The following is a 26,091-nucleotide window of genomic DNA, read 5'->3' on the forward strand; positions in this document are numbered from 1 at the left end:
ACCCTTCAGCCTGCCAGCATCCTGGCGGACGCCACGCTGGGCGACCCGCGCTCTGTGGAGACACCAGGAATCGCGCGGATTGGGGAGGAAGGGCCGGGCGAGGATCCTTCTCACCCGGCCCTCGGTCAGTCGCCCTTCACGTTGACGAGCTGCCGCAGCGTGTGCCGGATCCGCACCAGGCTCGCCGCATCCGCCATCACGCGATCGATGGGCTTGTACGCCTGCGGGATCTCGTCGATGAAGGCGTCGGTGTCGCGGAACTCGATGCCGGCCATCGCCTCGCGCAGCTGCGCATGCGTGAACGTCTTCCGGGCCGCGGACCGCGAGTACTCGCGCCCGGCGCCGTGCGGTGACGAGTTCAGCGACAGCGGGTCGCCGAGCCCTTCCACCACGTAGGACGCCGTGCCCATCGACCCGGGGATGAGTCCGGGCCGACCCGCATCCGCCTGGATCGCGCCCTTCCGGGACACCCAGACGCGCTTCCCGAAGTGCATCTCCGACTCCGTGAAGTTGTGGTGGCAGTTGATCCGCTCCTCCTCCTCGACCGGGGTGCCGAGGAACTCGGAGAGCTGCCGGATGACGCGGTCCATCATCTCCTCGCGGTTCAGCAGCGCGAAGTGCTGCGCCCACCTGAGCTCCCGGATGTAGCGGGTGAACTCCGGCGTGCCCTCGACGAGGTAGGCCAGGTCGGGGTCGGGGAGGTCGATCCACCATTGCTTCGCCAGACGCTGTGCGACGGCGATGTGGTGCCCGGCGATCCTGTTGCCCACGCCGCGGGAACCGGAATGCAGGAACAGCCAGACCCGGTCGAGTTCATCCGCCGACACCTCGATGAAGTGGTTTCCCGACCCGAGGGTGCCGAGCTGGAGCCGCCAGTTCTTCGCGTAGCCCTCGGGGTCGAACTCGGCCGCGGTGGCCCGCTCCTCCAGCTCGACCACGCGAGGAGCGGCCGTCCCCACGACCTTGTTGTTGTAGCGCCCGGCGGACAGCGGGACCGCGCGCTCGATCTGCTCCCGGAGCGCGGCGAGGTCGCGCCCGTCGAGGTCGTCCTTCGTGAACGGCGTGCGGACGGCGATCATGCCGCAGCCGATGTCGACGCCGACGGCGGCGGGGATGATCGCGCCGAGCGTCGGGATGACCGACCCGACGGTCGCCCCCTTGCCGAGGTGCGCATCCGGCATCAGCGCCAGGTGCGGGTGGATGAACGGCATGCGTGAGGTGGTGCGCGCCTGATCGAGGGTCTTCTCATCGATCAGGGACGCCCACGACAGCAGCCGTGCGGAGAGCCTCTCCATGATTCCTTTCCTTGTGGTGATGTCCAGCCCACAGGTCAGGGGAGTCTTCCGACGGAAAACGCCCCGGACCTGACGGTGCGGGGCGTTGCGAGAGCGGATGCTGTCACACGGCGCGCGCCGGAGGGTACGACTCGTCGCGGTCATTGCGCTTCTGCGGAAGCGGCAATGCCGTGATCGGGTGGAGATTCCGCGGGGCGGTCATCCGTCGTCTCCTCGGCTGGTGTGCGGCGCCGGTCGGCACAGCCTTGCCACCCTAGGCGGCGACACGCCCGGGCGTCAAGCGTCCCTCGGCGGGTTGTACATGAACTCGAGCCGGATGCCGTCGGCGTCCTCGACGAAGGAGGCGTAGTACCGCTCGCTGTACCGCGGATATTCCTTCGGGTCCCGCACGGCGGTCCAGCCGGATTCGAGCGCGAGATCGTGGAGCCTGTCGACCTCGGCGCGCGACGGCACCGCGAAAGCCATGTGCTGCCAGCCCACGCGGCCGTGCCGGTGGGGCGTGGAGTCGTCGTCCCAGGTGTAGAGGATGATCTCGGTCTCGTCGCCGGTGTGCCAGGAGATCGAGTGATCGTCCTCGCCGCCGAGTTCGTAGCCGAGCGCGGTGAGCACGGGATGGAACTGCGCCCGTCCGCGTTCGAGGTCGGCGACGGTGATGCCCAGGTGATCGAGGAGAGCCATGCGCCCAGTCTGTCAGCGCATCGACCCGGTGTCAGTGGGGAGCGTGGTATTCGGCCTCGCCGCGCTTCCAGTAGCCCTTCACGACGGCGTTCGCGTTGTCCACGCCCCAGCGTGCCAGCAGGGCCCGACCGGGCTTCACGATGGACTGCTCGGCGGCGATGAAGACGAACGGGTCGGGTCCGACGACCTCGTCCTCGGTGAGCGCGTCGAGGAAGGAGATCAGCGCAGAGCCGGCGGGAGCGGCGCCGCGGTGCAGCCACTCGACAGCCACCGGAGCTTCGAGAGCGACCTCGCCGGCTGCCGACGTGGTCTCGATGACGATGCGTGCCGGCGTGCCGTCGGGGATGAGGGCGGCGAAACGGCGGATCGCGGGGATGGCCGTCTCGTCACCGACGAGGAGCCACGATCCCGGCTCTCCGGTGAGGACGGCGGCGCCGCGCGGCCCGCCGACGCCGATGGTCGACCCCAGCGGGGCGTTCGCGGCCCACGGTGCGGCCACGCCCTGATCGCCGTGCACGGCGAACTCGACATCGAGCCAGTCGTCACCCCACGCGAGGGGCGTGTACTCGCGGCTCGGGGCGGCGCGCAGCTCCTCCACCGAGCCCACGGGGCCGCTCGGGAAGAAGAGCCGCATGTGGTCGTCTGAGCCCGGGGAGTCGAAGCCGGCGAGGTCGGGGCCGGACAGCCGGACGCGCACGAAATCCGGAGCGAGCCATTCGCGGGCGCTCAGCGTGACGTTGCGGAAGCGCAGCTCGAGGCCGCGACGCTCGATCGAGAAACCGGATTTCGTATCGCTCATAAAGTAAGGCTAACCTAAAAACCGACGCGGTCGGCTCGCCCGCCCGTCGGACCGGCGCCCCACGAGGGTGCACACATCCCCGCAGAACAGGAGTCTCTCCATGTCCGTGCCCAGAACCCTCACCGCCACGAGCGTCGCTCTCGTCGGCCTGCTCGCCCTCTCCGGCTGCGCGTCCGGCGGCGAAGCCGAACCCGAAGCGACGACCGCGGGATCGGGGACCGTGACCATCGAGGACAACACCGGCACGCATGAGATCACCACGCCGCCGACCTCGGTCGTCGCTCTGGACAACCGGACCTTCCAGACCCTGTCCGACTGGGGTGTCGAGCTCTCCGCCGGTGCGGTCTCCCTGATGCCGGAGACCGTCTCGTACGCGAAGGACGAGGACATCGTCGACATCGGCCTGCATACCGAGCCCGACCTCGAGGCCATCGTCGCCGCCGACCCCGACCTCATCATCAGCGGTCAGCGCTTCACTCAGCACAACGAGGCCATCGCGGAGCTGGTCCCGGACGCGACGATCATCGACCTGGAGCCCCGAGACGGCGAGCCCTTCGATGAGGAGCTCAAGCGGCAGACGACCGTCCTGGGCGAGATCTTCGGCACGCAGGACGAGGCCCAGAAGCTCGTCGAGGAGTTCGACGCCGCGGTGGACCGCGCGAAGGCGGCCTACGACGACGCCGACACCGTCATGGCCGTGAACACCTCGGGTGGCCAGATCGGCTACCTCGCTCCGACGGTCGGCCGCTCGCTCGGCCCGATCTACGACATGCTCGGCCTCACTCCGGCGCTGCAGGTCGACGATGCGAGCGACGACCACCAGGGCGACGAGATCTCGGTCGAGGCCATCGCCGCCTCGAACCCCGACTGGATCCTGGTGCTCGACCGCGACGCCGTGTTCGCCGCGGAGACGCCGGACTACGTGCAGGCGGCGGAGATCATCGAGAACTCCGAAGCGCTCGCCGGCGTCACCGCGGTGAAGGACGATCAGATCGTCTACATGCCCACGGACACCTACCTCAACGAGAGCATCCAGACGTACACGACGTTCCTCAACGACCTCGCCGACGCGCTCGAGAAGAGCGCCGACAAGTAAGGGCTGGGCGGCGGCGTCCCGACCGGGGCGCCGCCGCCGGCATCCCCCCATGACCTCTCCTCTCCTCACCTCGACACCGCGATCGTCCGCACGGCTTTTCGATCCGAAGCTGCTCATCGGCGTCCTCGTCGTGGCGGCGCTTCTGGTGATCTCGCTCTTCACCGGTGTGTACGACATCGCCGGCGCGGACGACGGCGCGCAGATGTTCCAGATCACCCGCGTCCCCCGGACGATCGCGCTCGTGCTCGCGGGCGCGGCGATGGCGATGGCCGGTCTCGTGATGCAGCTGCTCACGCAGAACCGCTTCGTCGAGCCGACCACCACCGGGACCACGGAGTGGGCGGGACTCGGGCTCCTCACCGTGATGGTGCTCGTGCCGCAGCCCTCCCTTCCGCTGCGCATGGCCGGGGCCGTGCTCGCCGCGTTCGTCGGCACGATGGTGTTCTTCGCGTTCCTCCGCCGGGTGGCGTTGAAGTCGTCGCTCATCGTGCCCATCGTCGGCATCATGCTGGGCGCGGTGGTCGGCGCGATCACGACCTACTTCGCCCTCGTCACGAACTCCCTGCAGATCATCGGTGTCTGGTTCGCGGGCAGCTTCACCTCGGTCATGCGCGGACAGTACGAGATGCTGTGGATCGTCGCCATCATCGGCGTCATCGTCTTCCTCGTGGCCGACCGACTGACCATCGCCGGGCTGGGGGAGGAGATCGCCACCAACGTCGGGGTGAACTACAACCGGATGATCCTGCTCGGCACCGCGCTGATCGCGGTGACGACCGGTGTGGTCACCGTCGTCGTCGGCAACCTTCCCTTCCTGGGGCTGATCGTTCCGAACATCGTCTCGATGGTCCGTGGCGACGACCTGCGCAGCAACCTGCCGTGGGTGTGCCTGCTCGGCATCGCGATCGTCACCGTCTGCGACATCATCGGCCGGACGATCATCATGCCGTTCGAGGTGCCGGTGTCGCTGATCCTCGGTGTCGTCGGCGCCGTCGTGTTCGTGCTCCTCCTCCTGCGGCAGCGTCGTCGTGGCTGAGGCGACGATGACGGCGACGACGGCCTCGCGGACGACGCGCTCGGCCGGGGCGTTCACGACCGTGCGGGCGCGTCGCCGCTACATCGTCGTGCTCGTGGTGCTCGGCGTGCTCGCCCTCGGTTCCGCGTTCGGTCTCCTCGCCTGGGACAACCCGCTGCCCGTCGGCACGCCCGGGTTCTGGCGCATCGCCCAGCACCGCGCGACCGCCGTGGTCGTGATGGCGCTCGTCGCCGTCGCCCAGGCCGTCGCCACGGTCAGCTTCCAGACGGTCACGAACAACCGGATCATCACTCCCTCGATCATGGGCTTCGAGTCGCTGTACCGTGTCGTCCAGACCACGACCGTGTACCTCTTCGGCGTCGCCGGGCTGGTGGCGATCCAGGGCGTCGGCCAGTTCGCCCTCCAGGTGCTCATCATGGTCGCGCTCGCCGTCCTCCTCTACGGGTGGCTCCTGTCCGGGCGCTACGGCAACCTCCAGATCATGCTGCTCGTGGGCATCGTGATCGGGGGCGGCCTCGGGGCGATCGCCACGTTCATGCAGCGGCTGCTCACCCCCAGCGAGTTCGATGTGCTCGCCGCCCGGCTGTTCGGCAACGTCTCCAACGCCGATCCCTCGTATCTCCCGCTCGCGATCCCGCTCGTGATCGCGGCCTCGACCCTCCTGTGGCTGCGGTCCCGGCGTCTGAACGTGCTCGCGCTCGGCCCCGATGCCGCACGATCGCTCGGCCTCGACCACCGGCGGGAGCAGTTCCTCGTCCTGACCCTCGTCGCCGTGCTGATGGCCACCTCCACAGCCCTCGTGGGTCCGATGACCTTCCTCGGCTTCCTCGTGGCGACGCTCGCGTACCAGTTCGCCGACACGCACGACCATCGGCTGATCTTCCCGGTCGCCGTCCTCACCGCGTTCTCGATCCTGGCGGGGGCGTACTTCGTCATGAAGAACGTCTTCTACGCGCAGGGCATGGTCTCGATCCTCATCGAGATCGTGGGCGGCACCGTGTTCCTCATCGTCATCCTCCGAAAGGGCAGACTGTGATCGCACTCGACGGCGTCCGCCGTGACTACAGCAGCGAGGTCGCGATCGGCCCCGTCGACCTCCGCATCCCCACCGGCGGGATCACCGCCCTCATCGGGCCGAACGGTGCGGGCAAGTCGACGCTCCTGACCATGATCGGCCGGCTGAACGGGATGGACGCCGGGGCCATCGAGATCGCGGGCCTCGACGTCGCCTCCACGAAGTCGAAGGACCTGGCCAAGGTGGTCTCGATCCTCCGCCAGGAGAACCACTTCGTGACCAGGCTCACCGTGCGGCAGCTCGTGGGTTTCGGCCGCTTCCCGCACTCCCAGGGCCGGTTGACGAGAGCCGACGAGGAGGTCATCAGCCAGGCGATCGACTTCCTCGATCTGGGGGCGCTCGAGGGGCGCTACCTCGACGAGCTCTCCGGCGGGCAGCGGCAGCGGGCTTACGTGGCCATGGTGCTCGCGCAGGACACGGAGTTCGTGCTGCTCGACGAGCCCCTCAACAACCTCGACATGCGGCACGCCGTGCAGATGATGAAGCACCTGCGGCGCGCGGCGGAGGAGCTCGGGCGGACGATCGTCATCGTGTTGCACGACATCAACTTCGCCGGACACTACGCCGACCACATCTGCGCCATGAAGGACGGTCGGGTGGTGGAGTTCGGCCCGCCGGCGGCGATCATGACGGACGACGTGCTGAGCCGCGTGTTCGACACCCCCGTGCAGGTCGTGGACGGACCCTCGGGCCCCCTCGCCGTCTATTACTGACGCGGGCCGGCGATCCGAGGGGCCCGGAGGTCGTCGTTCTCCACGATCACCGCGGCGTGCCGCTCCGGGTCGTCCTCTCGCAGGTACATCCGCTGACCCTCGACGTAGCGTCGGTCGCTCGCCGCCTCCGGGGCCACCGTGGGGTGCCGCGGCGCGAGGAGTTCGGCGATCTCGTCGGCGAACACCGTCTTCCCCGAGCCGTCCACGCCGTCGATGCCGACGAACACGTTGCGGCGGAGATCCTCCGGCCGCGGAATCACCGACACCACGGCCGTGAGCACGGCCCGACGGCCGGCGCTGGACTGCCGCTCCATGGCGTCAGAGCTCGACGCCGTTGTCCTCGTCGTTCACGCCCGCGTTGTGACCGCGGCGGGACTCGTAGCCGAGGAACCAGCCGAACCACACGATCGCGGCGAGCAGCACGCCCAGCCACACGTTCTGGAAGATGAGGCCGAGGACGACACCGGCGATCAGCAGGCCGACCGTGACGAAGATGCGCAGGGCGGTACGGGACATGCGCTCAGCATACGTCGGCCGCTCCGGGAACGGGCCGGTCAGCGTCGGCGGTGGTCTTCCGGGGCGAGCCGGGGTCCGCGCCGCGCCTCGGCGACGCCGCTCGCGAAGATGAGCCGGATGACGCGCTGCCGGTGACCGGCCCAGGGAGCGAGCAGCTCGACCATGCCGGCGTCATCCGTGCGGTGCCCCGTCAGGGCATGTCCGACCTCGTGCGCCAGATGGTAGTCGCCCACGCTGACGGCATCGGGGTCGCCCAGCGCGCGGATGCGCGTCTCCGCAGCGGTCCAGACGCCGACCCCGGGCAGGCTCGTGAGGACGCGGTCACGGTCAGGGCCGGTCGTGGCCGCTCGGACGGCATCGGCGATGCGGTCGCCGCGCTCCGCCGCCCGCACGATGGTCTTCGACTGCGGCGGCTCCACTCCGGCGCGGTGCCACGCCCAGGACGGGATGCGTCGCCACTGCGCCGCCGTGGGAGCGACGGCCATCGGTCGCGGCGTCGGCCCCGGCGCCGGGTCGCCGAAGCGCGACACGAGGTATCGCCAGGCGCCGAAGGCCTGCATGGAGGTGACCTTCTGCTCCAGGATGCCGCAGGCGAGGGCATCGAAGACCTCATCCGTGCGTGCGAGCCGGATGCCGGGGTGTCGTCGGGCCGCCTCGGCGATGAGGGGGTGCAGGGAGGGATCGAAGCCGGTCGGGTCGTCGCCGGCACCGCACAGTGCCGGCACGAGGGCGAGTGCGTGCTCGGCGCCCGGACCCCAGGCGGTCGCCGTGACCTCGTTCCCCGACATCCGCAGGGCCAACGTCGACGGACCCTGTGGCGTGCGGACCGCGCGCCAGATGACGGGGCCGTCGAAGACCGTCGTCGGATCGGTGCCGCCGCGGCGCAGCATGCCGACGGTACGCCGGAGATCGAGCGGGTGCGGCGGGCGGTACGTCGTCTCCCGCGGAGCATCCGCGCGGACGGCGCCCGCCGTCGCGGGGGCGGCGGCGAGGGTCATGCGCCCACCCTACGCGCGGCTCCTGACACCGGCCTCCGGGTCGAGCAGGAGCGGGTCAGAAGCGGTCCGGCGACGGGGTTCCGTGGCCGTAACGGATGACGACGTCGGCGTGACGGTCGAAGCGGTAGCCGATGCCGCGCACGGTACGGACGATGTCCTCGTAGCGGCCGAGCTTCGCCCGCAGCCGGCGCACGTGCACGTCGATCGTGCGCTCGCCAGGGGTCTCGTCGTCCTGGGCCTGCCAGAGGGCGGCGACGAGCTCGCTGCGCTCGATCGTGCGGCCCTCGCGGAGGACGAGGTACTGCAGCAGCTCGAACTCCTTGTAGGTGAAGGCGGCGGACTCGCCGTCGATGAGCACGCGCTTGCGGGAGATGTCGACGGTGACGCCGGACTCCTCGGGCGTGGTCTCCTCCTCGGCGGCGGCCTTGGTGCGGGCGATCGCGCCGGGCTCCTGCAGGGCGAGACGCACGACGTCGAGGTCGCGGCCGCCGGAGCCGTGCGGGGCGAGGGCGACGGTGGCGTGGGTCTCGGCGCCGGGCGCGAGCTCGGCAAGCGTGCGGCGGAGGGCGTCGACGAGCAGCGGAAGGCTCACACCGGCTTCGGCGGCCTTGATCTCGTCCAGGCCGACGTAGAGGGCGAAGCCGCGGGGCGAGCGGACGGCGGGGAGGTCGGCGCCGGCCGGGGCCAGCGGAGCCGACGACTCGGCGGGTCGGACGGTGCGGTTCGGGGCGGTGACGGCGGGACGCTCGAGAAGGGCGGAGTTCGACATGATGATGGGTCCTCAGGACGTGAGCCCGACGGGAGGGGGCTCGGATGCGTTGCACGAATGACCGGCGGAGCCGGGGAAGCGAGCACGGGTGTGTGCTCGGGACACTGCTCTCGCAGATGGCGAGGAGTCAGGTCAGACGAGGTGGCTGTTCGTTCAGCGACACATTCGGCAACACATGTCAACGCGACCGGGCATCATCATCCCGGCAGTCCCGTTCGCCTCCTGGGCGGACAAAGGGCGTGCGTTGATGGTCATGGGGGGATTATGTCCGATCGTGACGGGACATGTCAAAACGCCCGGGCGCGTCGCAAGAGGCGTAACGTGACACGGATGACGATCTCGCACACCGTCGGCGGCTTCATCCTGACCGACGAGAAGGACGCATCGCGGTACACCCTCACGCGCGACGGGAAGCTCGTCAGCGTGCTCGACTACCGGGACGACGGCCACACCGTCGCGCTCACCCGGGCCTACACGGTCCCGGCATTCCGCGGAAACGGATACGCCGGGAAGGTGGTCGAGGGGGCCGTGGCCGACATCGCGGAGCGCGGCGACCGCAAGGTGGACGCCGTCTGCTGGTACGTGGCGGAGTGGTTCACCGCCCACCCCGAGCAGTCCGGACTCCTCCGCTCACGCTGACGCTCCGGCTGTATGACGAACTGTTACGGCCGCCGCCTGCGAGGATGAGGACATGAGACTCGCCGAAGCCCTGGCCGCCCGCGCCGACCTGCAGCGCCGCATCGAGCAGCTGCGGGCGCGCATCGTCGCGAACGCCCGGTACCAGGAGGGTGAGGAGCCTGCGGAGGACGCGGCGGCGTTGATCGAGGAGGCCGATGACGCACTGACTCGGCTGCAGAGCCTCATCCGCCGCATCAACGTCACGAACTCCCGCCTCGACCTCGGCGCGGACGGCACGATGACCGACGCGCTCGCCGCGCGGGACGTGCTGCGCCTGCGCCACTCGGTGCTCGCCGACGCGGCGGCCGCCGCGTCCGGGGCGAGCGAGCAGTACCTGCGTCAGATGCGCTCGGAGCTGAGGCAGGTGTCGGCGCTGCCGGTCGCCGCGCTCCGGGCCCGGGCGGACGCCGTCGCCCAGGAGCTCCGTGCGCTCGACAACCGGATCCAGCAGGCGAACTGGTCGCACGACCTCGAGGAGGAGAGCGGAAGTCGGTAGTCGCGACGGAGCGGGCACAACCCTCAGCCGGCGGGGCAAGCCGGCACCTGTGGGCGGAGGGCAGCCCTGATCTCGCATCGCGCAGCCCCGCACGTCGCACAGGTGAAGATGCACGGTGCATCTCGCATCACCACGTGCCGGTCGTCGCGACGAGGGTGGGTCAGGGGACCTTCCGCCTTCTCCTCGGCCGTCGGGAGACGGCGGTCCCGGCACGCCTCGGACGGAATGTCCGAGGGGCTTCGTACCGTGGGGGTATGCGGATCCTGCACACCTCGGACTGGCACATCGGCCGGACGTTCCATGGCAACTCGACCATGGACGCGCTGGCCGAGGTGCTCACCGCCCTGACCGCGCAGGTCAGGGAGCACGAGGTCGACGTCGTGATCGTCGCGGGCGACGTGTTCGACTCCGCCACGCCCTCGGCCGCCGCCTATACGCTGCTCGGAGACGCCCTCGTCGATCTGCATGAGACGGGTGCACGGGTGGTCGTCACCAGCGGGAACCACGATTCCGCCGCGCGGCTGGGGTTCCAGGCCCGGCTGCTGCGCGACGGCATCCACGTGCTCACCGACCCCCTCGCGGTCGGTACCCCCGTCACGATCGACGACGCTCACGGTCCGGTGCATTTCTTCGGGATCCCGTATCTGGAGCCCGCGATCGTCCGCCAGCACTGGCCGGAGGGCGACGCCGAGGGACGGCAGCTGCGCACGCAGGCGCAGACCATGACGCACGCGATGACCCTCGTCCGCGCGGGCATGCAGGAGCACGCGGGTCGGTCGATCGCGATCGCCCACTGCTTCGCCGCGGGGGTGGAGCCGACGGAGGGTCTGGAGCGCGAGGTGCGACAGGGCGGCCTCGACGTCGTGCCGCTCCGGGCGTTCGACGGCCCCGACTACGTCGCACTGGGTCATATCCACGGTCGTCAGCAGGTCAGCGAGCGGGTGCGATACGCCGGCGCTCCGCTGCACTACAGCTTCGGCGAGCAGCACAAGCCGCGCGGCTCCTGGCTCGTCGACCTCGATGCCGACGGGCTCGCGGGCGTCGAGTGGCTGGAGCTGCCGGTTCCGCGGCGCCTGGTCACCCTGACCGGCGCCTTCGAGGAGATCCTCTCCGCAGAGAACATCGCCGCGCACGCCGACGCCTGGGTGTGCGCCGTCTACACCGACGCCGTACCGCAGACCGAACCCATGCGACGGCTGCGCGAGGCGTACCCGCACTGCGCCATGGTGCAGCATCAGCCCGCGACGGTCGGGGAGGAGCGTGAGCGGTCGTACGGCGAGCGGCTGCGCTCCGCGGTGACCGACGCCGACCGGATCGAGGCGTTCCTCGAGCATGTGCGGGCGGGCCAGGGAGCGACCGAGGTCGAACGCGAGCTGATCCGCGAGGTGCTCGACGACCGGGTCCGCGCGGAAGCCCTCGTCTAGTGCGGCTGCATCGGCTGGAGGTCGAGGGTTTCGGGCCGTTCCGCGCGCGTCAGACCGTGGACTTCGACGCCTTCGCCGACGACGGGATCTTCCTCATCGCCGGCCGCACCGGAGCGGGGAAGTCGAGCATCCTGGACGCGGTCTGCTTCGGGCTGTACGGCGGGGTGCCGCGGTACGACGGCGGGGAGAAGAGGCTCCGCAGCGATCACAGCGAACCGGACGATCCCTCCGAGGTGGTCGTCGAGTTCAGCACGCCGTCCGGTCGCTACCGGGTCACGCGTTCGCCCGAGTACCTCCGGCCGGCTCGGCGCGGCGGAGGCCTGACCAAGCAGGCGGCTGCGGTCTCCCTGGAGGAGCTCACGGACGACGGCTGGGTGGGTCGCGCGGCGCGGGCGGTCGACGTGGCGCACGAGCTCGATGACATCCTCCAGCTCAGCCGGGAGCAGTTCCTGCAGGTGATCCTTCTGGCGCAGAACCGCTTCTCGGAGTTCCTCCTCGCGGGTAGCAGGGATCGGCAGGCGCTGCTGCGCCGGCTCTTCGGCACCGAGCGTTTCGAAGACGTGCAGGCGCGGTTCGACGAGCGGCGGCGCCACGCTGAGCAGGGGCTCGGCGCGCGCCTGGCCACCGTCTCCGCGCGGCTGGACGAAGCGGAGCGCCTGGTGGCGGATGCCGCCCTCGGGCGCGACGGCGGTGACGACGAGGGCGGCATCGCGTCGGAGGTGCAGGGCGCTGGCACCACGACCGCCGATCGCCTGGCGGAGCTCGAACGGGCGCAGGCGCGCGCTGCGTATCGGGCGGAACGGCGCGCCGCCGATCGCCTGGAGGCGGAGAAGCGGTTCGAGGTCGCCGATGCTGCTCTGGCTGCGGCGCGCGAGGATCAGCGCGCGCAGAAGGAGCGAGACCGTGCCCGCGCGGCGATGGCCCGTCTGGATGCCGAGGAAGCGGCGGTCGCCGCGGCGAAGGCGGAGCTCGCCAGGGCGCGGGCAGCCGAGGTGCTCCGTTCCTCGATCGCCGCGGCCACACGCGCGGCGGCGGCAGCGGACGAGGCGGCCGCCACGGAGGAACGGGCACGCGCGGCCTGGGCCCGGCTCGGCGTCGAGACCGACGACCTCGACGCGTGGATCGCGGAACGGACGCGTGAGTCCGGGATCTGGGAGCGCGCCGTCACGCTGGAGGCACAGGCGCCGTCCCGCGCCACCGAGCGCGGGACGGCGGAAGCGGCTGTCGTCGCCGCCGAGCGCCGGTGCGAGGACGGGCAGGCGGAGCGCGCTGCCCTCCCCGGGCGGATCGCGGCCGCAACCCTGGAACGGGACGACGCCCGTCGACTCGCCGACCGCATCGCGGAATGGGAGAGCGTGCGCATCGCCGCGGCCGTTCGCCGCGAAGCCGCGGTAGAGGCGGAGACCCTGCAACAGGAGTGCACCTCCGCCGAGCGGGTCCTCGCCGAGGCGACGTCTGCACAGGCCGCCGCACAGTCGGCTCTCGCTGACCTGCGGCAGCGCCGGATCGACGGCATGGCGGGGGAGCTGGCCTCCGCCCTCGTCGACGATCACCCCTGCCCGGTGTGCGGTGCGCGAGAGCACCCGGCCCCGGCAGACCACGGCGCGACGGTCTCCGCGGAGGACATCGCGGCTGCGGAGGTCCGGAGGGACGAGGCGGCGCGGCGCGAGCAGCAGGCGGCGTCGACCTGCACGACGTTGCAGGTCCGACTCGCCGCGGCCACGGCGCGCGCGGACGGACGGGACGTCGAGACGGCGGGAGCCGAGCTCGATGCCGCCCTTGCCGCGGAGAAGGAAGCCCTTGCCGCCGCCGAGACCGCGCGGCGACGCGATGTCGTCCTCGCCGAGCTCCGCGAGCAGCAGGACGCCCTGGAGCTCCGCCGTGTCCAGGACGAGGCGGCCCTCGCCGCAGCCCGCGAGCAGCTGGCTCTGGTGGTCCAGCGAGACGATGACGCCCGCAGGGCGATCGACGAGGCGCGAGGGAGCTACGCGTCGGTCGCCGAGCGGACGGCGGAGACGACCGCCCACCTCGCCGTGGCCCGACGCCTCCTGGACGCCGAGGCCGAACGTGCGCGGAGACAGCAGGCGGCGACGGAGGCGGCCGCCGAGAGAGACGTTGCACTCGATGCCTCCGAGTTCCCCGACGTCACGGCCGTCGTGGAGGCGTTGCGCCCGCCGGCGGTGCAGGCAGAGCTCGATGAGCGGGTGACGACGCACGCGGTGCAGCGGGAGAAGGAGCGTGCACTTCTCTTCGACCTCGAACTGCGGACCCTGCCGGAGGAGCCGATCGACCTCGCGCCCATCGAGCAGGCAGCGCTCGATGCGAGGGCGGCGTGGACCGCCGCCGTCGACGAGGCCACGAGGACGGCGGGCGACGCTGCGCGGCTGGCCGGCCTCATCGACGCCGCGAAGGACGAGCACGCCCGCACAGCAGAGGACGCGGCGGCGTTCGAGGTGCTCCAGGCCCTCGCCGACACCATCGCCGGACGCGGTGCGAACACACGCAAGATGACGCTGGAGACCTTCGTGCTGGCGGCAGAGCTCGAAGAGATCGTCGACGCCGCGAACCGCCGCCTCCACGACATGTCGGAAGGACGCTACCGGCTGCAGCACTCCGATGCCCTGGCGGCACGCGGTGCCGCGTCCGGACTCGGCATCGTGGTCGCCGACGCGTTCACCGGGCAGACCCGCCCGCCACAGTCGCTGTCCGGCGGCGAGACGTTCCTCACGTCCCTGGCGCTCGCCCTCGGGCTGGCCGAGGTCGTGACGGCCCGCGCCGGCGGCATCCGCCTGGACACGCTCTTCATCGATGAGGGATTCGGCTCGCTCGACGGCGACACACTCGACGTCGCGATGCGCACGCTCGACGAACTGCGGCAGGGCGGGCGCACGGTCGGGGTCATCAGCCACGTCGAGGCCATGCAGGAACAGATCCCGGCTCAGCTCACCGTCCGCGCGCTGCCGAACGGGCCGAGCGTCATCGAGATGCGCTGAGCTCAGACCCCGTATTCGGCGCGGATGACTTCGCGCAGCTCGATGCTGCATCGGGCGATGGCCTCGCGGAAGTCGGCCAGGGCGCCGTCCTCGGCCTGGTCGGAGACGGCGCGGAAGGCGCGGATGGGCACGCCGAACTGTCCCGCGACCCAGATGTACGCGTAGGTCTCCATGTCCACCAGTGCGGCGCCCATCGGCCGGATCACCGCCGTGACCTCGGCGTCGTTCACGAAGTGGTCACCCGTGGCGATCACGACGCCCTCGCGGCCCGTGGTCACCTGCGGCGGAAGCGAGACGTGCCGTCCGACGACGCCGTCGAGATCGATCACGTCGTGCTGCACCGCCGTCGCGATCTCGTGCACCGCGTACGGACGCCCCTTCTCGATGGAGCCCGCGGTGCCGACGACGACGACCTCGTCGTAGGTCTTCGCGTCGAGGGCCCGGGTCAGCGCGTACGTCGCCGGCAGCTTGCCCGGGCCGGTGACCAGACGGTCGAAGCCGTCGAGCTCCTCGGGGAAGGCGGACAGTTCGGACTCGAGGGCGGCGACGAGGAGCTTCACCGCTTCAGTCTCTCAGGTCGCGGCTGGATACCGCGTCCTGGCGCAGTGGCGTGACCCGCAGGAAACACGGAAGGGCGATACTGGAGTGAACCGATGAGCGGAGGACAACGTGTCGTTGCAGAAGCAGATCGCGGAAGACCTGGGCGCCCGGCCCGACATCGACCCCGAAGCGGAGGTGGAGCGTCGCGTCGGCTTCCTCGCGGACTACCTGCGCACGACGGGCGCGAAGGGCTTCGTCCTCGGCATCTCCGGCGGACAGGACTCGACGCTCGCGGGGCGCCTCGCCCAGCTCGCGGTGGAGCGCGTGCGTGCCGAGGGCGGGGAGGCGACCTTCCTCGCGGTGCGCCTGCCCTATCGCGTGCAGCACGACGCCGACGACGCGCAGGCCGCGCTGGACTTCATCGCGCCGGACTCGTCGATCGAGGTGAACATCCAGAACGGGGTCGAGGGTGTCGAGAAGGACATCGAGTCCGCCGTCTCCAGCGACATCTCCGACTTCAACCGCGGGAACATCAAGGCCCGCCTCCGCATGGTCACCCAGTACGCGCTCGCCGGGCACGAGGGTCTGATCGTGATCGGCACCGACCATGCCGCCGAAGCCATCACGGGCTTCTACACGAAGTTCGGCGACGGCGCGGCCGACGTCCTCCCGCTCGCCGGGCTCACGAAGCGACAGGGTCGCGCCCTGCTCCAGTTCCTCGACGCCCCGGAGCGCCTGGCCTTCAAGGTGCCGACGGCCGACCTCCTCGACGACCAGCCGGGGCGCACCGACGAGGACGAGCTCGGGCTGACGTACGAGCAGATCGACGACTTCCTCGAGGGCCGGGAGGTCGACCCCGAGGTCGCCGGGCGCATCGAGGCGCGGTATCTCGCGACTCAGCACAAGCGTCATCTGCCCGTGACGCCCGACGACACCTGGTGGCGCTGACCCGGGGCGCCTCACGCGGGACCGCCCGCTTTTCGCCGTGTCGGATGCCGCGGATAGTGTCGAAGCAGCCGACAGAACGGGAGAATCGTGCGGATCGACACAGAGGCGCAGCGGGTCATCTGGAGCGCGAGCGACCTCAAGGCGGCCGCCGAGTGCGAGTTCGCCTGGTCCCGCGCGATCGATGCGAAGCTCGGTCGGGTCCCCGCGGTGGAGGAGCCGGAGGACGCGACGCTCCTCCGCGCGGCCCAGCTCGGAGACGTGCACGAGCAGAACGTGCTCGAGCGCTACATCCGGGAGCTCGGCGACGAGCGGGTGCATCGGGTCGCCAAGGTCTCGTCGAGCGATCCTGACGCGCTGGCTGCCGCCGTCGACGAGACGTTGAGCGCTCTGCGGTCCGACGCCCTGGTCGTCTTCCAGGCGGCCTTCGCCACCGACGAGTTCGTCGGGTTCGCCGACTTCCTCCGCCGCGATGCGGACGGGCGTTGGCGCGTGCAGGACTCGAAGCTGGCCCGCAAGGCCCGGGTGACCGCGCTCATGCAGCTCGCGGCATATGTCGACCAGCTCGACCGGCTCGGCATCCCGCGTGCGGACGAGGTCGACCTCATCCACGGCGACAACAGCGTCAGCACGCATGCGGTCGAGGACCTCCTCCCACTGTTCCGCGTGCGCCGGGCGCGGCTGCGCGCTCTGATCGCGGACCGCTCCGTGGCTGACGGCGCGGCCGGGGCGCCGCTCGCGTGGGGCGACGACCGCGGCGATCTGCGCGTGGTCGCCTGCGGACGTTGCGCCACGTGCGAGGAACAGGTGCTGGCCCATCGCGACCTCCTCATGGTGGCCCGCATGCGGCCGGTGCAGCGGGCCCGTCTGCGCGCCGCCGGGATCCTCACCATCGACGACCTGGCCGCGGCGACCCAGGCACCGGAGGGCATGAACGTCGACACGTTCGAGAACCTCCGCGCCCAGGCACGCGTGCAGCTGCGGGCGGATGCCGAGGGGGCGGCGACGTACGACGTGCACTATGCCGCGGCGATCCACACCCTCCCTGTGCCCAGCCACGGGGACATCTTCTTCGACTTCGAGGGCGATCCGCTGTACACCGAGCCCGCTCCCGACGGCGAGGCCGAGTGGGGCATCGACTATCTGTTCGGCTGGGTCGACAACGCCGACCAGTACACCGCGCTCTGGGCGCACTCGTTCGCGGAGGAGCGTCGGGCACTGGAGACCTTCCTCGATTTCGTGAAGGTGCGTCGCGCCGCCCACCCCGGCATGCACATCTATCACTACGCCCCCTACGAGACCTCCCACCTGGTCGCGATGGCCGCCCGCCATGGGGTGCGCGAGGGTGAGGTGGACCGCCTGCTCCGCGAGGGCGTCTTCGTTGACCTGTACCCACTGGTGCTGCGCACCGTCCGCGTGGGTTCGCGGTCCTACTCGATCAAGAAGCTCGAGCCCCTCTACATGGGGGAGGACGTGCGCACGAGCGACGTCCAGAAGGGCGACGACTCCATCGTGCAGTACGTCGCGGCGCGGGAGCTCGCGGCAGCGGGGGCGCAGGCCGAGGCCGACGCGGTGCTCGCCGACCTCGCCGACTACAACCGCTACGACTGCGTCTCCACCCGGCGGCTGCGCAACTGGCTCATCGACATCGCCCGCGCGGAGGGGGTCACGCCGGCCCCGCCGGACGACGCGGACGAGGTCATCTACGAGCCGTCGCCGCGTTCGCTCGCGCTGCTCGGCGACGCGGAGCGTGCGGTGGAGGTCGGTGGCGATGGGCTCGTGCACCGGCTCGCGGCGGCCGCCATCGACTACTTCCCACGCGAGGCGAAGAGCTTCTGGGTCGCGCACTTCCAGCGGCTGCGGGAGCCGGTCACGATGTGGGACGGCACCCGCGATGTGGTGAAGGTCGATGCGACCCGCTCGCGGGTCCGCCGGGACTGGAGCATCGGCGAGGGCCGCAGAGTCCTGTCGCGCGAGCTGGAGATCCGCGGCGAGGTGTCCCCTGGCACGACGCTCGGTCCGGGTGCCCAGCCGTTCGCGCTCTACGACGTCCCGGCGCCGTTCGACACCGACGTCCCGTCGCGCGCGGTGCACGTGCCGCACGGGGTCACGGTCGTCGAGGTGCTGGACGACGGCTATCTCGTGGCGGAGTCCGCGGTCCAGGGGCAGACCTGGAATGACCTCCCCGTCGCCCTCACCCCCGCCGCGCCGCCACGGGTGGTGTCGCTGCAGCAGGCGATCGACGAATGGGCCGATGCGGTGCACGCGGCCGCTCCGGACTTCCCCCAGGACGCGGCGACCGACATCCTCCGCCGCCTCCCTCCGCGCACCGTGTCGGGGAACGCGCTCCCGGCCGCCGGCGACGACCCGATCGACGCGATCGTCCGCGGGATCCTGGACCTCGACCGCAGCTATCTCGCCGTACAGGGGCCTCCAGGTACGGGGAAGACCTACACGGGCTCCCAGGTGATCGCCCGGCTCGTCACAGAGCACGGCTTCCGGATCGGCGTCGTCGCGCAGTCCCACGCGATCATCGAGACGCTGCTGGAGCGCGTCGTCGCCGACGGTGTCGCCCCGGGTCACGTGGCGAAGTGCCCCAAGGACGCGAACGCCGATCCCGGGTACACGGTGATCCCGAAGACCGGCATGGCCGCCTTCCTCGCGGAGCACGCAGACGGGGGCGCCGTCGTGGGCGGTACCGCCTGGGACTTCAGCAACACGCAGCGGGTGGCCAGGGGAGAGCTCGACCTGCTCGTGATCGACGAGGCCGGGCAGTTCTCGCTCGCCTCGACGATCGCGGTCGCCACGGGCGCGCAGAGGCTTCTCCTCCTCGGCGACCCGCAGCAGCTGCCCCAGGTCAGCCAGGGCGCCCACCCGGAGCCGGTGGACACGTCCGCGCTCGGCTGGGTGATGGACGGCGACCCCGTCGTGCGCCCGGAGTACGGCTACTTCCTCGCGCGCTCCTGGCGGATGCACCCGCACGTCGCGGCTCCGGTGTCGAAGCTCGCCTATGCCGGGAAGCTCGCCTCCGCACCCGGTACCGAGCGGCGCGCGGTCGAGGGCATCGACCCGGGCCTCCACGTGGTGCCGCTGCGCCACCGCGGTAACGCGACCCAGTCGCCGGAGGAAGCAGAGGAGGTCGTGCGCATCGTCCGCGACCTCGTGGGCCGCGCCTTCCACGACAACGATGCGGCGGGCACCGTGCGGCCACTGACGCCGGAGGACATCATCGTCGTGGCGCCGTACAACGCGCAGCGGCAGCTCGTGCACGACGCGCTCGCCGCGGCGGGTTTCGGCGGCGTTCCGGTGGGCACGGTCGACAACTTCCAGGGCAAGGAGGCCGTCGTCTCGATCACGACGCTCGCGGCGTCGAGTGGCCGAGACGCTCCCCGGGGCCCGGAGTTCCTGCTGCTGCAGAACCGGCTCAACGTGGCGATCTCCCGGGCGCAGGTCGTGGCCTACCTCATCCACTCGCCGGCGCTGCTCGACGACCTGCCGTACACGCCCGAGGGCGTCGCCCGGCTCAGTGCCTTCGCCCGCCTGGTGGGGGCCGCGGAGGAGGAGGGTTCATGACGACGACGGTTCCTGCACCGGCCGCCGACGGCACGCCGACCGAGGCGGACATCCTCCGTGCCGCCGCCGCGTGGGCCTGGTTTCCGCGCGGCAGCGAGCATGTCCGCGGCGACCTGCTCCTCGTGCGGTACCCGGAGCGGTTCGGGGGCGGCGTCCGCGGCTCGCAGGTGACGTCCGCGCGCCCCGCCGCCGAGGTGCTGGACGGGGCGCTGGAGCGCACCAGAGCCTGGGGCGAGAGCGTGTTCACGTTCTGGACGAATCCCGCCGACGACCCCGACCTCGAAGAGGAGCTCCGACGCCGCGGTGCCGTGCACTTCGACACCGTCACCGTGTTCGCGCGTCCGACCAGTGGAGCCGCGGTCGGCGTGCCGCCCGGGGTCTCCGCCGAGGTCGTGCGGACCGTGGATCAGCTCCGCGAGGTCGATGCGATCAACGTCCCGGTCTGGGAGCAGCAGCCCCTCGACGACGACGGTCTGCGTGCCGAGTTCGCCGAGCTGACCGAGGCTCTCGATGCCGGTACCGGTTTCCGGGTGCTCGGGCGCATCGACGGACGCGCGGTGAGCACGGGGGGATGCACCATCGTCGACGGGTTCACTCGACTGTGGGGAGCGGCGACGCTCGAAGCCGATCGTGGTCGCGGCGTCTATCGAGCGGTCCTCGCGGAACGCCTGCGGCAGAGCGCCGCGCGCGGTGCGAGGACTGCGCTCGTCAAGGGCCGTGTCTCGACATCGGCGCCGATCCTCGCGAGAGCCGGCTTCACGCGCTACGGCGACGAACGCGGCTACCGCCTGGCCCTCTGACGTGGGAGCGGCGGCGACGGCCTCAGACGGTGCCGTACAGCCGGTCTCCCGCGTCGCCGAGACCGGGCACGATGTACCCCTTCTCGTCGAGGCGCTCGTCGAGCGCTCCGAGGACGAGGGTCACGTCACGGTCGCCGGCCATCGCCTCGATCGCCGCCACACCCTCCGGAGTGCCGAGCAGGCAGATCGCGGTGACGTCCTTCGCACCGCGATCGAACAGGAACTGGATCGCGGCGGCGAGCGAGCCGCCCGTCGCCAGCATCGGGTCGATCGCGAAGCACTGGCGGTCGGAGAGATCGTCCGGAAGCCGCTCGGCGTACGTGGTGGGCTCGAAGGTCTCCTCGTCGCGGACCATGCCGAGGAAACCGACCTCCGCGGTGGGGAGGAGCTTGACGAGGCCTTCGAGCATGCCGAGACCGGCGCGCAGGATGGGGACGACGATGGGTCGCGGCTCCGAGATCTTCACGCCCGTGGTCGTGGTGACCGGCGTCGTGATCTCGATCGGAGTGACCTTCACATTCCGGGTCGCCTCGTACGCGAGGAGCGTCACGAGCTCTTCGGTCAGCTGGCGGAAGACCGGCGACGGGGTGCGCGCGTCGCGCAGCACCGAGAGCTTGTGGGTGATGAGAGGGTGGTCGGCGACGTGGACACGCATGGATACAGGCTAATGCGCCCCGCGTCCGCGCACGACATCGGGTGCCGTGGCGGACACCGCGCGCTGTCGTAGGCTCGGGGCATGACCGCCGCCGACCGCCGTGCGATGCAGCGTGCCCTCGAGCTCGCCGCCGAGGCCGCGGACGCCGCGGAGATCCCGGTCGGCGCCGTCGTCCTCGATGCCGACGGGAATTTCCTGGCGGAAGGACGGAACACCCGCGAGACCACGCACGATCCGACCGGGCACGCCGAGATCGAAGCCATCCGGGCTGCGGCGGCGCACCGGGGATCGTGGAATCTCGACGGCTGCACGCTCGTCGTCACGCTCGAGCCCTGCGTGATGTGCGCCGGCGCGATCCTGCAGGCACGCATCGGCCGCGTGGTCTTCGGCGCGTGGGATGACAAGGCGGGAGCGGCCGGATCGATGTACGACGTGCTGCGCGACCGGCGCCTGCCCTACCGCGCCGAGGTGATCGGCGGCGTGGACGAGCACGCGTCCATCGCGCTGCTCCGGGCCTTCTTCGAGGACCGTCGCTGAACGCTCAGTCCGAGGACTTGAGGACGAAGACGTCCGTCGAGGGCTCCGGATCGATCGCGGGACGGTAGACGTCCGGCTCGATGTAGACGACCCGGGCGACCGGCACGGCGGCGCGGATGCGAGCCTCGATCTCGTCGATGTCGTCGGCGACCTCGCGCAGCGGCTTGTCGGCGCTGAGCGCGATCTTCGCGGCGACCATCAGCTCGTCGGGCCCCAGGTAGAGGGTCTTCATGTGGATGATCTTCTCGATCTCCGGGCCGTCGTTGATCGCGTCCACGATCCGGTCGTAGTCGGCGGGAGTCGCTCCCTCGCCGACGAGCAGGCTCTTGGTCTCCACACCCAGCACGATCGCGATGACCACGAGCAGGACGCCGATCATCACCGTGCCGAGGGCGTCGAAGACGGGGTTGCCGGTGAGCAGCGTGAGACCGACGCCGAGCAGGGCGAAGGTGAGTCCGGTGAGGGCACCCACGTCCTCGAGGAGGACGACGGGGAGCTCCGGCGCCTTGGACCGTCGTACGAAGGAGAACCACGACTGCCCCTTCTCGCGCACGACGTTGCTCTCGCGCACGGCGGTGCGCAGCGAGAACGACTCCAGGCCGATCGCGATGAACAGCACGACGAGGGGGAGCCACCACCAGGTCTGATCGATCTCATGCGGATGGGTCAGCTTGTCCACACCCTCGTAGATCGCGAAGAGCCCGCCGACGGAGAAGAGGATGATCGACACGACGAAGGCGTAGACGTAGCGCTCGCGGCCGTAGCCGAACGGGTGCGAACGGTCCGCATGGCGCTTCGCCTTGCGCCCGCCGAGCATCAGCAGCAGCTGGTTGCCGGAGTCGGCGACGGAGTGGATCGCCTCCGCGAGCATCGATGCCGAGCCGGAGAGAGCCCACGCGAGGAACTTCGCGAGGGCGATGCCCAGGTTCGCCAGGAACGCCGCGACGATGGCCTTGCTGCCTCCGGATGCACTCATGCGACGAGTCTAGGACGGCGACCCGGCCGCCACAGGAGCGCCCGCCGTAGGATGACGACATGGCTGATGCGCTCCCGTCCCTCGCGTTCCTCGGTGCCGGATCGATGGGGGGAGCGATCCTCCGCGGCGTACTCGCCTCGGGCGTCCCCGTGCAGGGAGGGATCACGGCCACGAACCGCACGCCGGAGAAGGCGGCGGCGTTCGCGGGTCTCGACGGCGTCACGAGCATCGCGCTGTCCGAGCGGCCGGAGGGCAACGCCGAGGCCGTGGCCGGCGCACGGGTGGTCCTGGTCGGGGTGAAGCCGGCGATGGTCCCCGACCTCCTGCGCGAGATCGCGCCGCACCTGGCCGCGGAGACCGTCGTGGTGAGCCTCGCCGCGGGTGTCACGCTGCAAACCTTCGCCGACGTCCTCGGTGCCGAAGCCCGCGTCATCCGCTCCATGCCGAACACCCCGTCGACGATCCGCAAGGGGGTCACCGGGCTCGCGGCCGGCGCCGCGGCGACCCCCGACGACCTCGCGCTCGTGCGTCGTCTGTTCGAGACGGTGGGCGCGGTGGTGGAGGTCCCCGAGTCGCAGATCGATGCGCTCTCGACGATCTCGGGCTCCGGTCCCGCGTACGTCTTCCTCCTCATCGAACAGTTCACCGCAGCCGCGCGGGAGATGGGCTTCGCCGACACGGACGCCCGTCTGCTGGCCGAGCAGACCTTCATCGGCGCGACCGCGCTGCTGGATTCGACGGGGGAGGACCCCGCGGAGCTCCGCCGCCGGGTGACGAGCCCGAAGGGGACGACGGAGCGCGCGGTCGCCGTGCTCCAGGACGCGCACCTGTCCGACACCTTCGCCGCCGCTGCTGCCGCCGCCCTCGCTCGCGCGAAGGAGCTCGCCGCCGGCGTCTGATCCCGCCTGCCTGTTCTCGCGCGCTTCCATCCCGCGAAGGGAGGCTTTCACGCGAGTTCAGGCAGCCAGCACTCCTGGAGCCTGAACCCGCGCGAGTGCCTGTTGTGGCGAGGGCGGCGGGGAGCAGGCGACCACGCGAGTTCAGGCGGCCAGTGTTCCTGGAGCCTGAACTCGCGCGAGTTCCTGTTGTGGGCGAGGTGTCGTGCGGCTAGGCGTCGCTGGCGACCTCGGTGAGCACCTCGGGCCAGCGCCGTTGCAGGACGTGACCGCCGAGCACCGTGCCGCCCCAGAGGGCCGCGCCCCCGAGGACGACGGCGGCCGCGAGGCTCGCCCAGCCCAGGGGCGGGATCCAGATCGACGCGATCGCGAAGCCGAGGGCGGGGCCGCCGAGCAGCAGCGTGATCGGGGACATGATGAGCATCGCGAGGAAGGACTGCGCGCCGCCGGAGGAGCCGCGTCCGAACGGGTTGGCCTCGGGTGCCGGAGCACGTCCCGGCAGGAACGCCCCCACCCAGGACCCCGCTCCCGCCGACACCGCCATGAGCCCGAGAGCGGCGCCCAGGCTGCCCGGAAGCAGATCCGCACGCCCGGCCAGCAGGCAGCTCGCGACGCAGAGGAGGACCGTGATCGGCACCGCGATCAGCGCGAACCCGAGCAGCCGTCCGACGCGGTCGGCCGCGCCGCTCACCCCGGTGAGGATGTGCAGCGCGACGGCGTCGTTGTCGTAGGCTATCGCCATCTGCACGATGCTCCCGGCGAGGAGGGCGTTGATCGCCGGAATGAGGGTGATCGCGGGCGCGAAGCCGGCACTGTCCTGCTGCATTCCGTTCATGAGCGCGAGTCCGAGGAAGATCGCCGGGAGCAGCAGGAGCATCACGATGTTGACGACCTGGCGCGGATCGCGGCGGAAGTAACGGAGCGTCCGTCCCGCGATGGCACCGACGGGGCCCGCGGGGAGCAGGCGGTCGAGCAGGCCGCCCGAGCGCACGCGTCCGCCGCCGCTCGACTGCAGCGGCGCGACCAGGCGCGCATCGAGCATCCGGCGCGCGGCGACCCAGAAGACGACGAGGGTGCCGGCGGCGACGAGCAGTCGCAGGAGGGCGGTGAGCACGTCGCCCTGTGCCACCGCGGCCGGGACCCCGAACACGGCCGCCACCGGCGTCCACGCGGCGATCTCGGCGACCGTCGTGAAGGCGCCGCCGACGTCGCGCACGGTCGACAGTGCCTGCAGCCCGATGTTCAGGAGGAGGCCGGAGGAGGCCAGCAGCACGACGCCGAGGGTGAGGACGAGGTCTCGCGTCCGCCGACGGGCGAGCCACCCCGCGAGCAGACCGCTGACGACGCGGGCGCCGAGGACGCAGGTCGCGAGGGCCACCGGGACCATGAGCACCGCGACGAGGAGGGCCGGAACGCTGACCGACCATCCCACGAGCATCAGCAGCAGGGCCAGGGCGGTGCCGATGCCGCCGATCGTCGTCATCCCCGCCACGACCAGTCCGGGGAGGAGAGAACGGGCGGTCACCGGGAGCAGGGCGAAGCGCTCAGGTGCCAGCGAGTCGTCCGCACTGACCAGGATCGACCCGATCCACCACCCGAGCACGATGACGGCGCCGGTGAGCACCATCGCGGTCACGGCGGCGTCGGGAGCTCCCACCCGCAGGGCGATCAGCCCGACGGTGAGCAGCCCGAGCATGCTCAGCGCGATGAGACCCACGATCGCGAGGGTCACGATCATCCAGGGGTTGCGCCTGAGCTGATGTCCGAGCTGTCGCAGCCGCAGGCCTACGAGGAGCGCAACCACGCGAGCGTCTCCGTTCCGAGGTCGTGCGCGCCCACGAGGGTGAGGAAGCGCTCCTGCAGCGTGAGCCCGGCGCGCACCTCGTCGAGCGCACCGTGTGCCAGCAGGCGGCCCTCGGCGACGATGGCGACGCGGTCGCACAGCGACTCGACGAGCTCCATGACGTGGCTGGAGAGGACGACCGTGCCGCCGCCGTCCACGAAGGAGCGGAGGATCTGCCGGATCGTCTGTCCGGAGACCGGGTCGACCGCCTCGAGCGGTTCGTCGAGGATCAGCAGCCGCGGCGCGTGGATGAGCGCGCAGGCCAGGCCGATCTTCTTCTTCATGCCGGCCGAGTAGTCGACGACGAGCGTGTCGCGGGCCTCCGTCAGGCCGAGCGCGTCGAGCAGCTCACCGGAGCGGGAGACGACCTGCGCCTCCGGCATCCCGCGCAGCAGGCCGGTGTACCGCAGCAGCTCGGCGCCGGTGAGGCGGTCGAGCATCCGGATGCCGTCAGGGAGCACCCCCATCCGCGCCTTCGCGGCGGCAGGGTCCTGCCAGACGTCGGCGCCGAGCACCCAGGCGGTCCCGGCGTCCGGGCGCAGGAGCCCCGTGGTCATGGCGAGCGTCGTCGTCTTGCCCGCACCGTTCGGGCCGAGCAGCCCGAGCATCGAGCCTGCGGGGACGTCCAGGGACAGCGCGTCGACGGCGACCTTCTGCCCGAACTGCTTGCGGAGCCCGCGGAGGGCGAGGACGGGCGGTGCGGGGGCGTGATCGCTCATGCCCCCATCCCACCACGGCGGCCGTGGCGGGCGCATCCGCC

25 protein-coding genes are annotated in these 26,091 nt (G+C 71.1%); 13 read left to right on the top strand and 12 right to left on the bottom strand.

Annotation, left to right across the window (positions count from 1 at the left end):
- Nucleotides 1–125: 125 nt before the first annotated feature.
- The 3 genes from AC3B5L_RS03635 to AC3B5L_RS03645 form a co-directional block, all read right to left on the bottom strand.
- Nucleotides 126–1,295 carry an RtcB family protein gene (locus tag AC3B5L_RS03635; protein WP_187663290.1) on the bottom strand — a complete coding sequence of 390 codons (1,170 nt, stop codon included), beginning with the start codon at nt 1,293–1,295 and terminating at the stop codon, nt 126–128.
- Nucleotides 1,296–1,571: 276 nt separating this feature from the next.
- Nucleotides 1,572–1,973 (bottom strand): VOC family protein, encoded by a 402-nt coding sequence (locus AC3B5L_RS03640; protein WP_259953464.1) that lies wholly within the window; start codon nt 1,971–1,973, stop codon nt 1,572–1,574.
- A gap of 31 nt (nt 1,974–2,004) precedes the next feature.
- The gene (locus AC3B5L_RS03645; RefSeq protein WP_259953463.1) at nt 2,005–2,772 is read right to left on the bottom strand and encodes a siderophore-interacting protein; all 768 of its coding nucleotides are present in this window, start codon (nt 2,770–2,772) and stop codon (nt 2,005–2,007) included.
- A 100-nt stretch (nt 2,773–2,872) separates the two neighbouring features.
- Between AC3B5L_RS03645 and AC3B5L_RS03650 the strand changes: the two genes are divergently transcribed.
- Genes AC3B5L_RS03650 through AC3B5L_RS03665 form a run of 4 tightly spaced genes read left to right on the top strand, consistent with a single transcriptional unit; the run spans nt 2,873 to nt 6,692 of the window.
- Nucleotides 2,873–3,868, top strand: coding sequence for a siderophore ABC transporter substrate-binding protein (locus AC3B5L_RS03650; protein WP_259953461.1), 996 nt, complete (start codon nt 2,873–2,875; stop codon nt 3,866–3,868).
- Nucleotides 3,869–3,917: 49 nt separating this feature from the next.
- Nucleotides 3,918–4,904 (top strand): ABC transporter permease, encoded by a 987-nt coding sequence (locus AC3B5L_RS03655; protein ID WP_259953459.1) that lies wholly within the window; start codon nt 3,918–3,920, stop codon nt 4,902–4,904.
- A 7-nt stretch (nt 4,905–4,911) separates the two neighbouring features.
- A complete protein-coding gene (locus AC3B5L_RS03660; protein WP_259953534.1) occupies nt 4,912–5,940 on the top strand; it encodes an iron chelate uptake ABC transporter family permease subunit in 1,029 nt (342 codons plus the stop codon).
- The gene (locus AC3B5L_RS03665) at nt 5,937–6,692 is read left to right on the top strand and encodes an iron ABC transporter ATP-binding protein (protein ID WP_187663295.1); all 756 of its coding nucleotides are present in this window, start codon (nt 5,937–5,939) and stop codon (nt 6,690–6,692) included. The genes AC3B5L_RS03660 and AC3B5L_RS03665 overlap by 4 nt, the downstream gene beginning before the upstream one ends.
- Here the strand turns inward: AC3B5L_RS03665 and AC3B5L_RS03670 are convergent.
- The 4 genes from AC3B5L_RS03670 to AC3B5L_RS03685 are packed head-to-tail and all read right to left on the bottom strand — an operon-like array spanning nt 6,686 to nt 8,975.
- Nucleotides 6,686–7,006: a nucleoside/nucleotide kinase family protein gene (locus AC3B5L_RS03670; RefSeq protein WP_187663296.1), complete on the bottom strand. Its 321-nt coding sequence runs from the start codon at nt 7,004–7,006 to the stop codon at nt 6,686–6,688. The genes AC3B5L_RS03665 and AC3B5L_RS03670 overlap by 7 nt on opposite strands.
- A gap of 4 nt (nt 7,007–7,010) precedes the next feature.
- Complete coding sequence (locus tag AC3B5L_RS03675) at nt 7,011–7,208, bottom strand: hypothetical protein (RefSeq protein WP_259953455.1); 198 nt, start codon at nt 7,206–7,208, stop codon at nt 7,011–7,013.
- 38 nt (nt 7,209–7,246) lie between these two features.
- On the bottom strand, nt 7,247–8,206 hold the full coding sequence (locus AC3B5L_RS03680; RefSeq protein WP_259953453.1) for a DNA-3-methyladenine glycosylase family protein: 960 nt from the start codon (nt 8,204–8,206) through the stop codon (nt 7,247–7,249).
- Between the two features lie 55 nt (nt 8,207–8,261).
- The gene (locus AC3B5L_RS03685) at nt 8,262–8,975 is read right to left on the bottom strand and encodes a winged helix-turn-helix domain-containing protein (RefSeq protein WP_060921402.1); all 714 of its coding nucleotides are present in this window, start codon (nt 8,973–8,975) and stop codon (nt 8,262–8,264) included.
- 330 nt (nt 8,976–9,305) lie between these two features.
- Between AC3B5L_RS03685 and AC3B5L_RS03690 the strand changes: the two genes are divergently transcribed.
- From AC3B5L_RS03690 to AC3B5L_RS03705, 4 genes are all read left to right on the top strand, one after another.
- Nucleotides 9,306–9,614 (top strand): GNAT family N-acetyltransferase, encoded by a 309-nt coding sequence (locus tag AC3B5L_RS03690; protein WP_187663299.1) that lies wholly within the window; start codon nt 9,306–9,308, stop codon nt 9,612–9,614.
- A 52-nt stretch (nt 9,615–9,666) separates the two neighbouring features.
- Nucleotides 9,667–10,149 (top strand): DIP1984 family protein, encoded by a 483-nt coding sequence (locus AC3B5L_RS03695; RefSeq protein ID WP_187663300.1) that lies wholly within the window; start codon nt 9,667–9,669, stop codon nt 10,147–10,149.
- A gap of 254 nt (nt 10,150–10,403) precedes the next feature.
- Entirely contained in the window at nt 10,404–11,573 is a 1,170-nt protein-coding gene (locus tag AC3B5L_RS03700; RefSeq protein ID WP_259953451.1) for an exonuclease SbcCD subunit D, read from the top strand.
- On the top strand, nt 11,573–14,566 hold the full coding sequence (locus tag AC3B5L_RS03705) for an AAA family ATPase (RefSeq protein WP_280571563.1): 2,994 nt from the start codon (nt 11,573–11,575) through the stop codon (nt 14,564–14,566). The genes AC3B5L_RS03700 and AC3B5L_RS03705 overlap by 1 nt, the downstream gene beginning before the upstream one ends.
- A 2-nt stretch (nt 14,567–14,568) precedes the next feature.
- Here the strand turns inward: AC3B5L_RS03705 and AC3B5L_RS03710 are convergent, their stop codons facing one another.
- A complete protein-coding gene (locus tag AC3B5L_RS03710; protein ID WP_187663303.1) occupies nt 14,569–15,126 on the bottom strand; it encodes a phosphorylase family protein in 558 nt (185 codons plus the stop codon).
- 109 nt (nt 15,127–15,235) lie between these two features.
- On the opposite strand from AC3B5L_RS03710, the gene nadE reads away from it, so the two are divergent.
- The 3 genes from nadE (at nt 15,236) to AC3B5L_RS03725 (ending at nt 20,424) form a co-directional block, all read left to right on the top strand.
- Nucleotides 15,236–16,054 carry an NAD(+) synthase gene (gene nadE, locus AC3B5L_RS03715; protein WP_062635667.1) on the top strand — a complete coding sequence of 273 codons (819 nt, stop codon included), beginning with the start codon at nt 15,236–15,238 and terminating at the stop codon, nt 16,052–16,054.
- 87 nt (nt 16,055–16,141) lie between these two features.
- Entirely contained in the window at nt 16,142–19,624 is a 3,483-nt protein-coding gene (locus tag AC3B5L_RS03720; protein ID WP_259953448.1) for a TM0106 family RecB-like putative nuclease, read from the top strand.
- A complete protein-coding gene (locus AC3B5L_RS03725) occupies nt 19,621–20,424 on the top strand; it encodes a GNAT family N-acetyltransferase (protein WP_259953442.1) in 804 nt (267 codons plus the stop codon). The genes AC3B5L_RS03720 and AC3B5L_RS03725 overlap by 4 nt, the downstream gene beginning before the upstream one ends.
- Nucleotides 20,425–20,446: 22 nt before the next feature.
- Here the strand turns inward: AC3B5L_RS03725 and upp are convergent, their stop codons facing one another.
- On the bottom strand, nt 20,447–21,079 hold the full coding sequence (gene upp, locus AC3B5L_RS03730) for a uracil phosphoribosyltransferase (RefSeq protein ID WP_025104476.1): 633 nt from the start codon (nt 21,077–21,079) through the stop codon (nt 20,447–20,449).
- An 81-nt stretch (nt 21,080–21,160) separates the two neighbouring features.
- On the opposite strand from upp, the gene AC3B5L_RS03735 reads away from it, so the two are divergent.
- Nucleotides 21,161–21,616, top strand: coding sequence for a nucleoside deaminase (locus tag AC3B5L_RS03735; protein ID WP_259953440.1), 456 nt, complete (start codon nt 21,161–21,163; stop codon nt 21,614–21,616).
- 4 nt (nt 21,617–21,620) lie between these two features.
- Here AC3B5L_RS03735 and AC3B5L_RS03740 read toward each other — a convergent pair whose 3' ends face one another.
- Nucleotides 21,621–22,592, bottom strand: a complete 972-nt coding sequence (locus AC3B5L_RS03740) for a cation diffusion facilitator family transporter (protein ID WP_259953438.1) — start codon at nt 22,590–22,592, stop codon at nt 21,621–21,623.
- A 59-nt stretch (nt 22,593–22,651) separates the two neighbouring features.
- On the opposite strand from AC3B5L_RS03740, the gene proC reads away from it, so the two are divergent.
- A complete protein-coding gene (gene proC / locus AC3B5L_RS03745) occupies nt 22,652–23,491 on the top strand; it encodes a pyrroline-5-carboxylate reductase (RefSeq protein ID WP_259953436.1) in 840 nt (279 codons plus the stop codon).
- A gap of 208 nt (nt 23,492–23,699) precedes the next feature.
- On the opposite strand, the gene AC3B5L_RS03750 is transcribed toward proC, so the two are convergent.
- Together AC3B5L_RS03750 and AC3B5L_RS03755 are read right to left on the bottom strand one after the other, a co-directional pair.
- The gene (locus AC3B5L_RS03750) at nt 23,700–25,292 is read right to left on the bottom strand and encodes a hypothetical protein (protein ID WP_259953434.1); all 1,593 of its coding nucleotides are present in this window, start codon (nt 25,290–25,292) and stop codon (nt 23,700–23,702) included.
- Nucleotides 25,274–26,050: an ABC transporter ATP-binding protein gene (locus AC3B5L_RS03755; RefSeq protein ID WP_187663311.1), complete on the bottom strand. Its 777-nt coding sequence runs from the start codon at nt 26,048–26,050 to the stop codon at nt 25,274–25,276. The genes AC3B5L_RS03750 and AC3B5L_RS03755 overlap by 19 nt, the downstream gene beginning before the upstream one ends.
- Between the last annotated feature and the right edge of the window lie 41 nt (nt 26,051–26,091).

Source organism: Microbacterium sp. C-MGS6 (assembly GCF_058140415.1).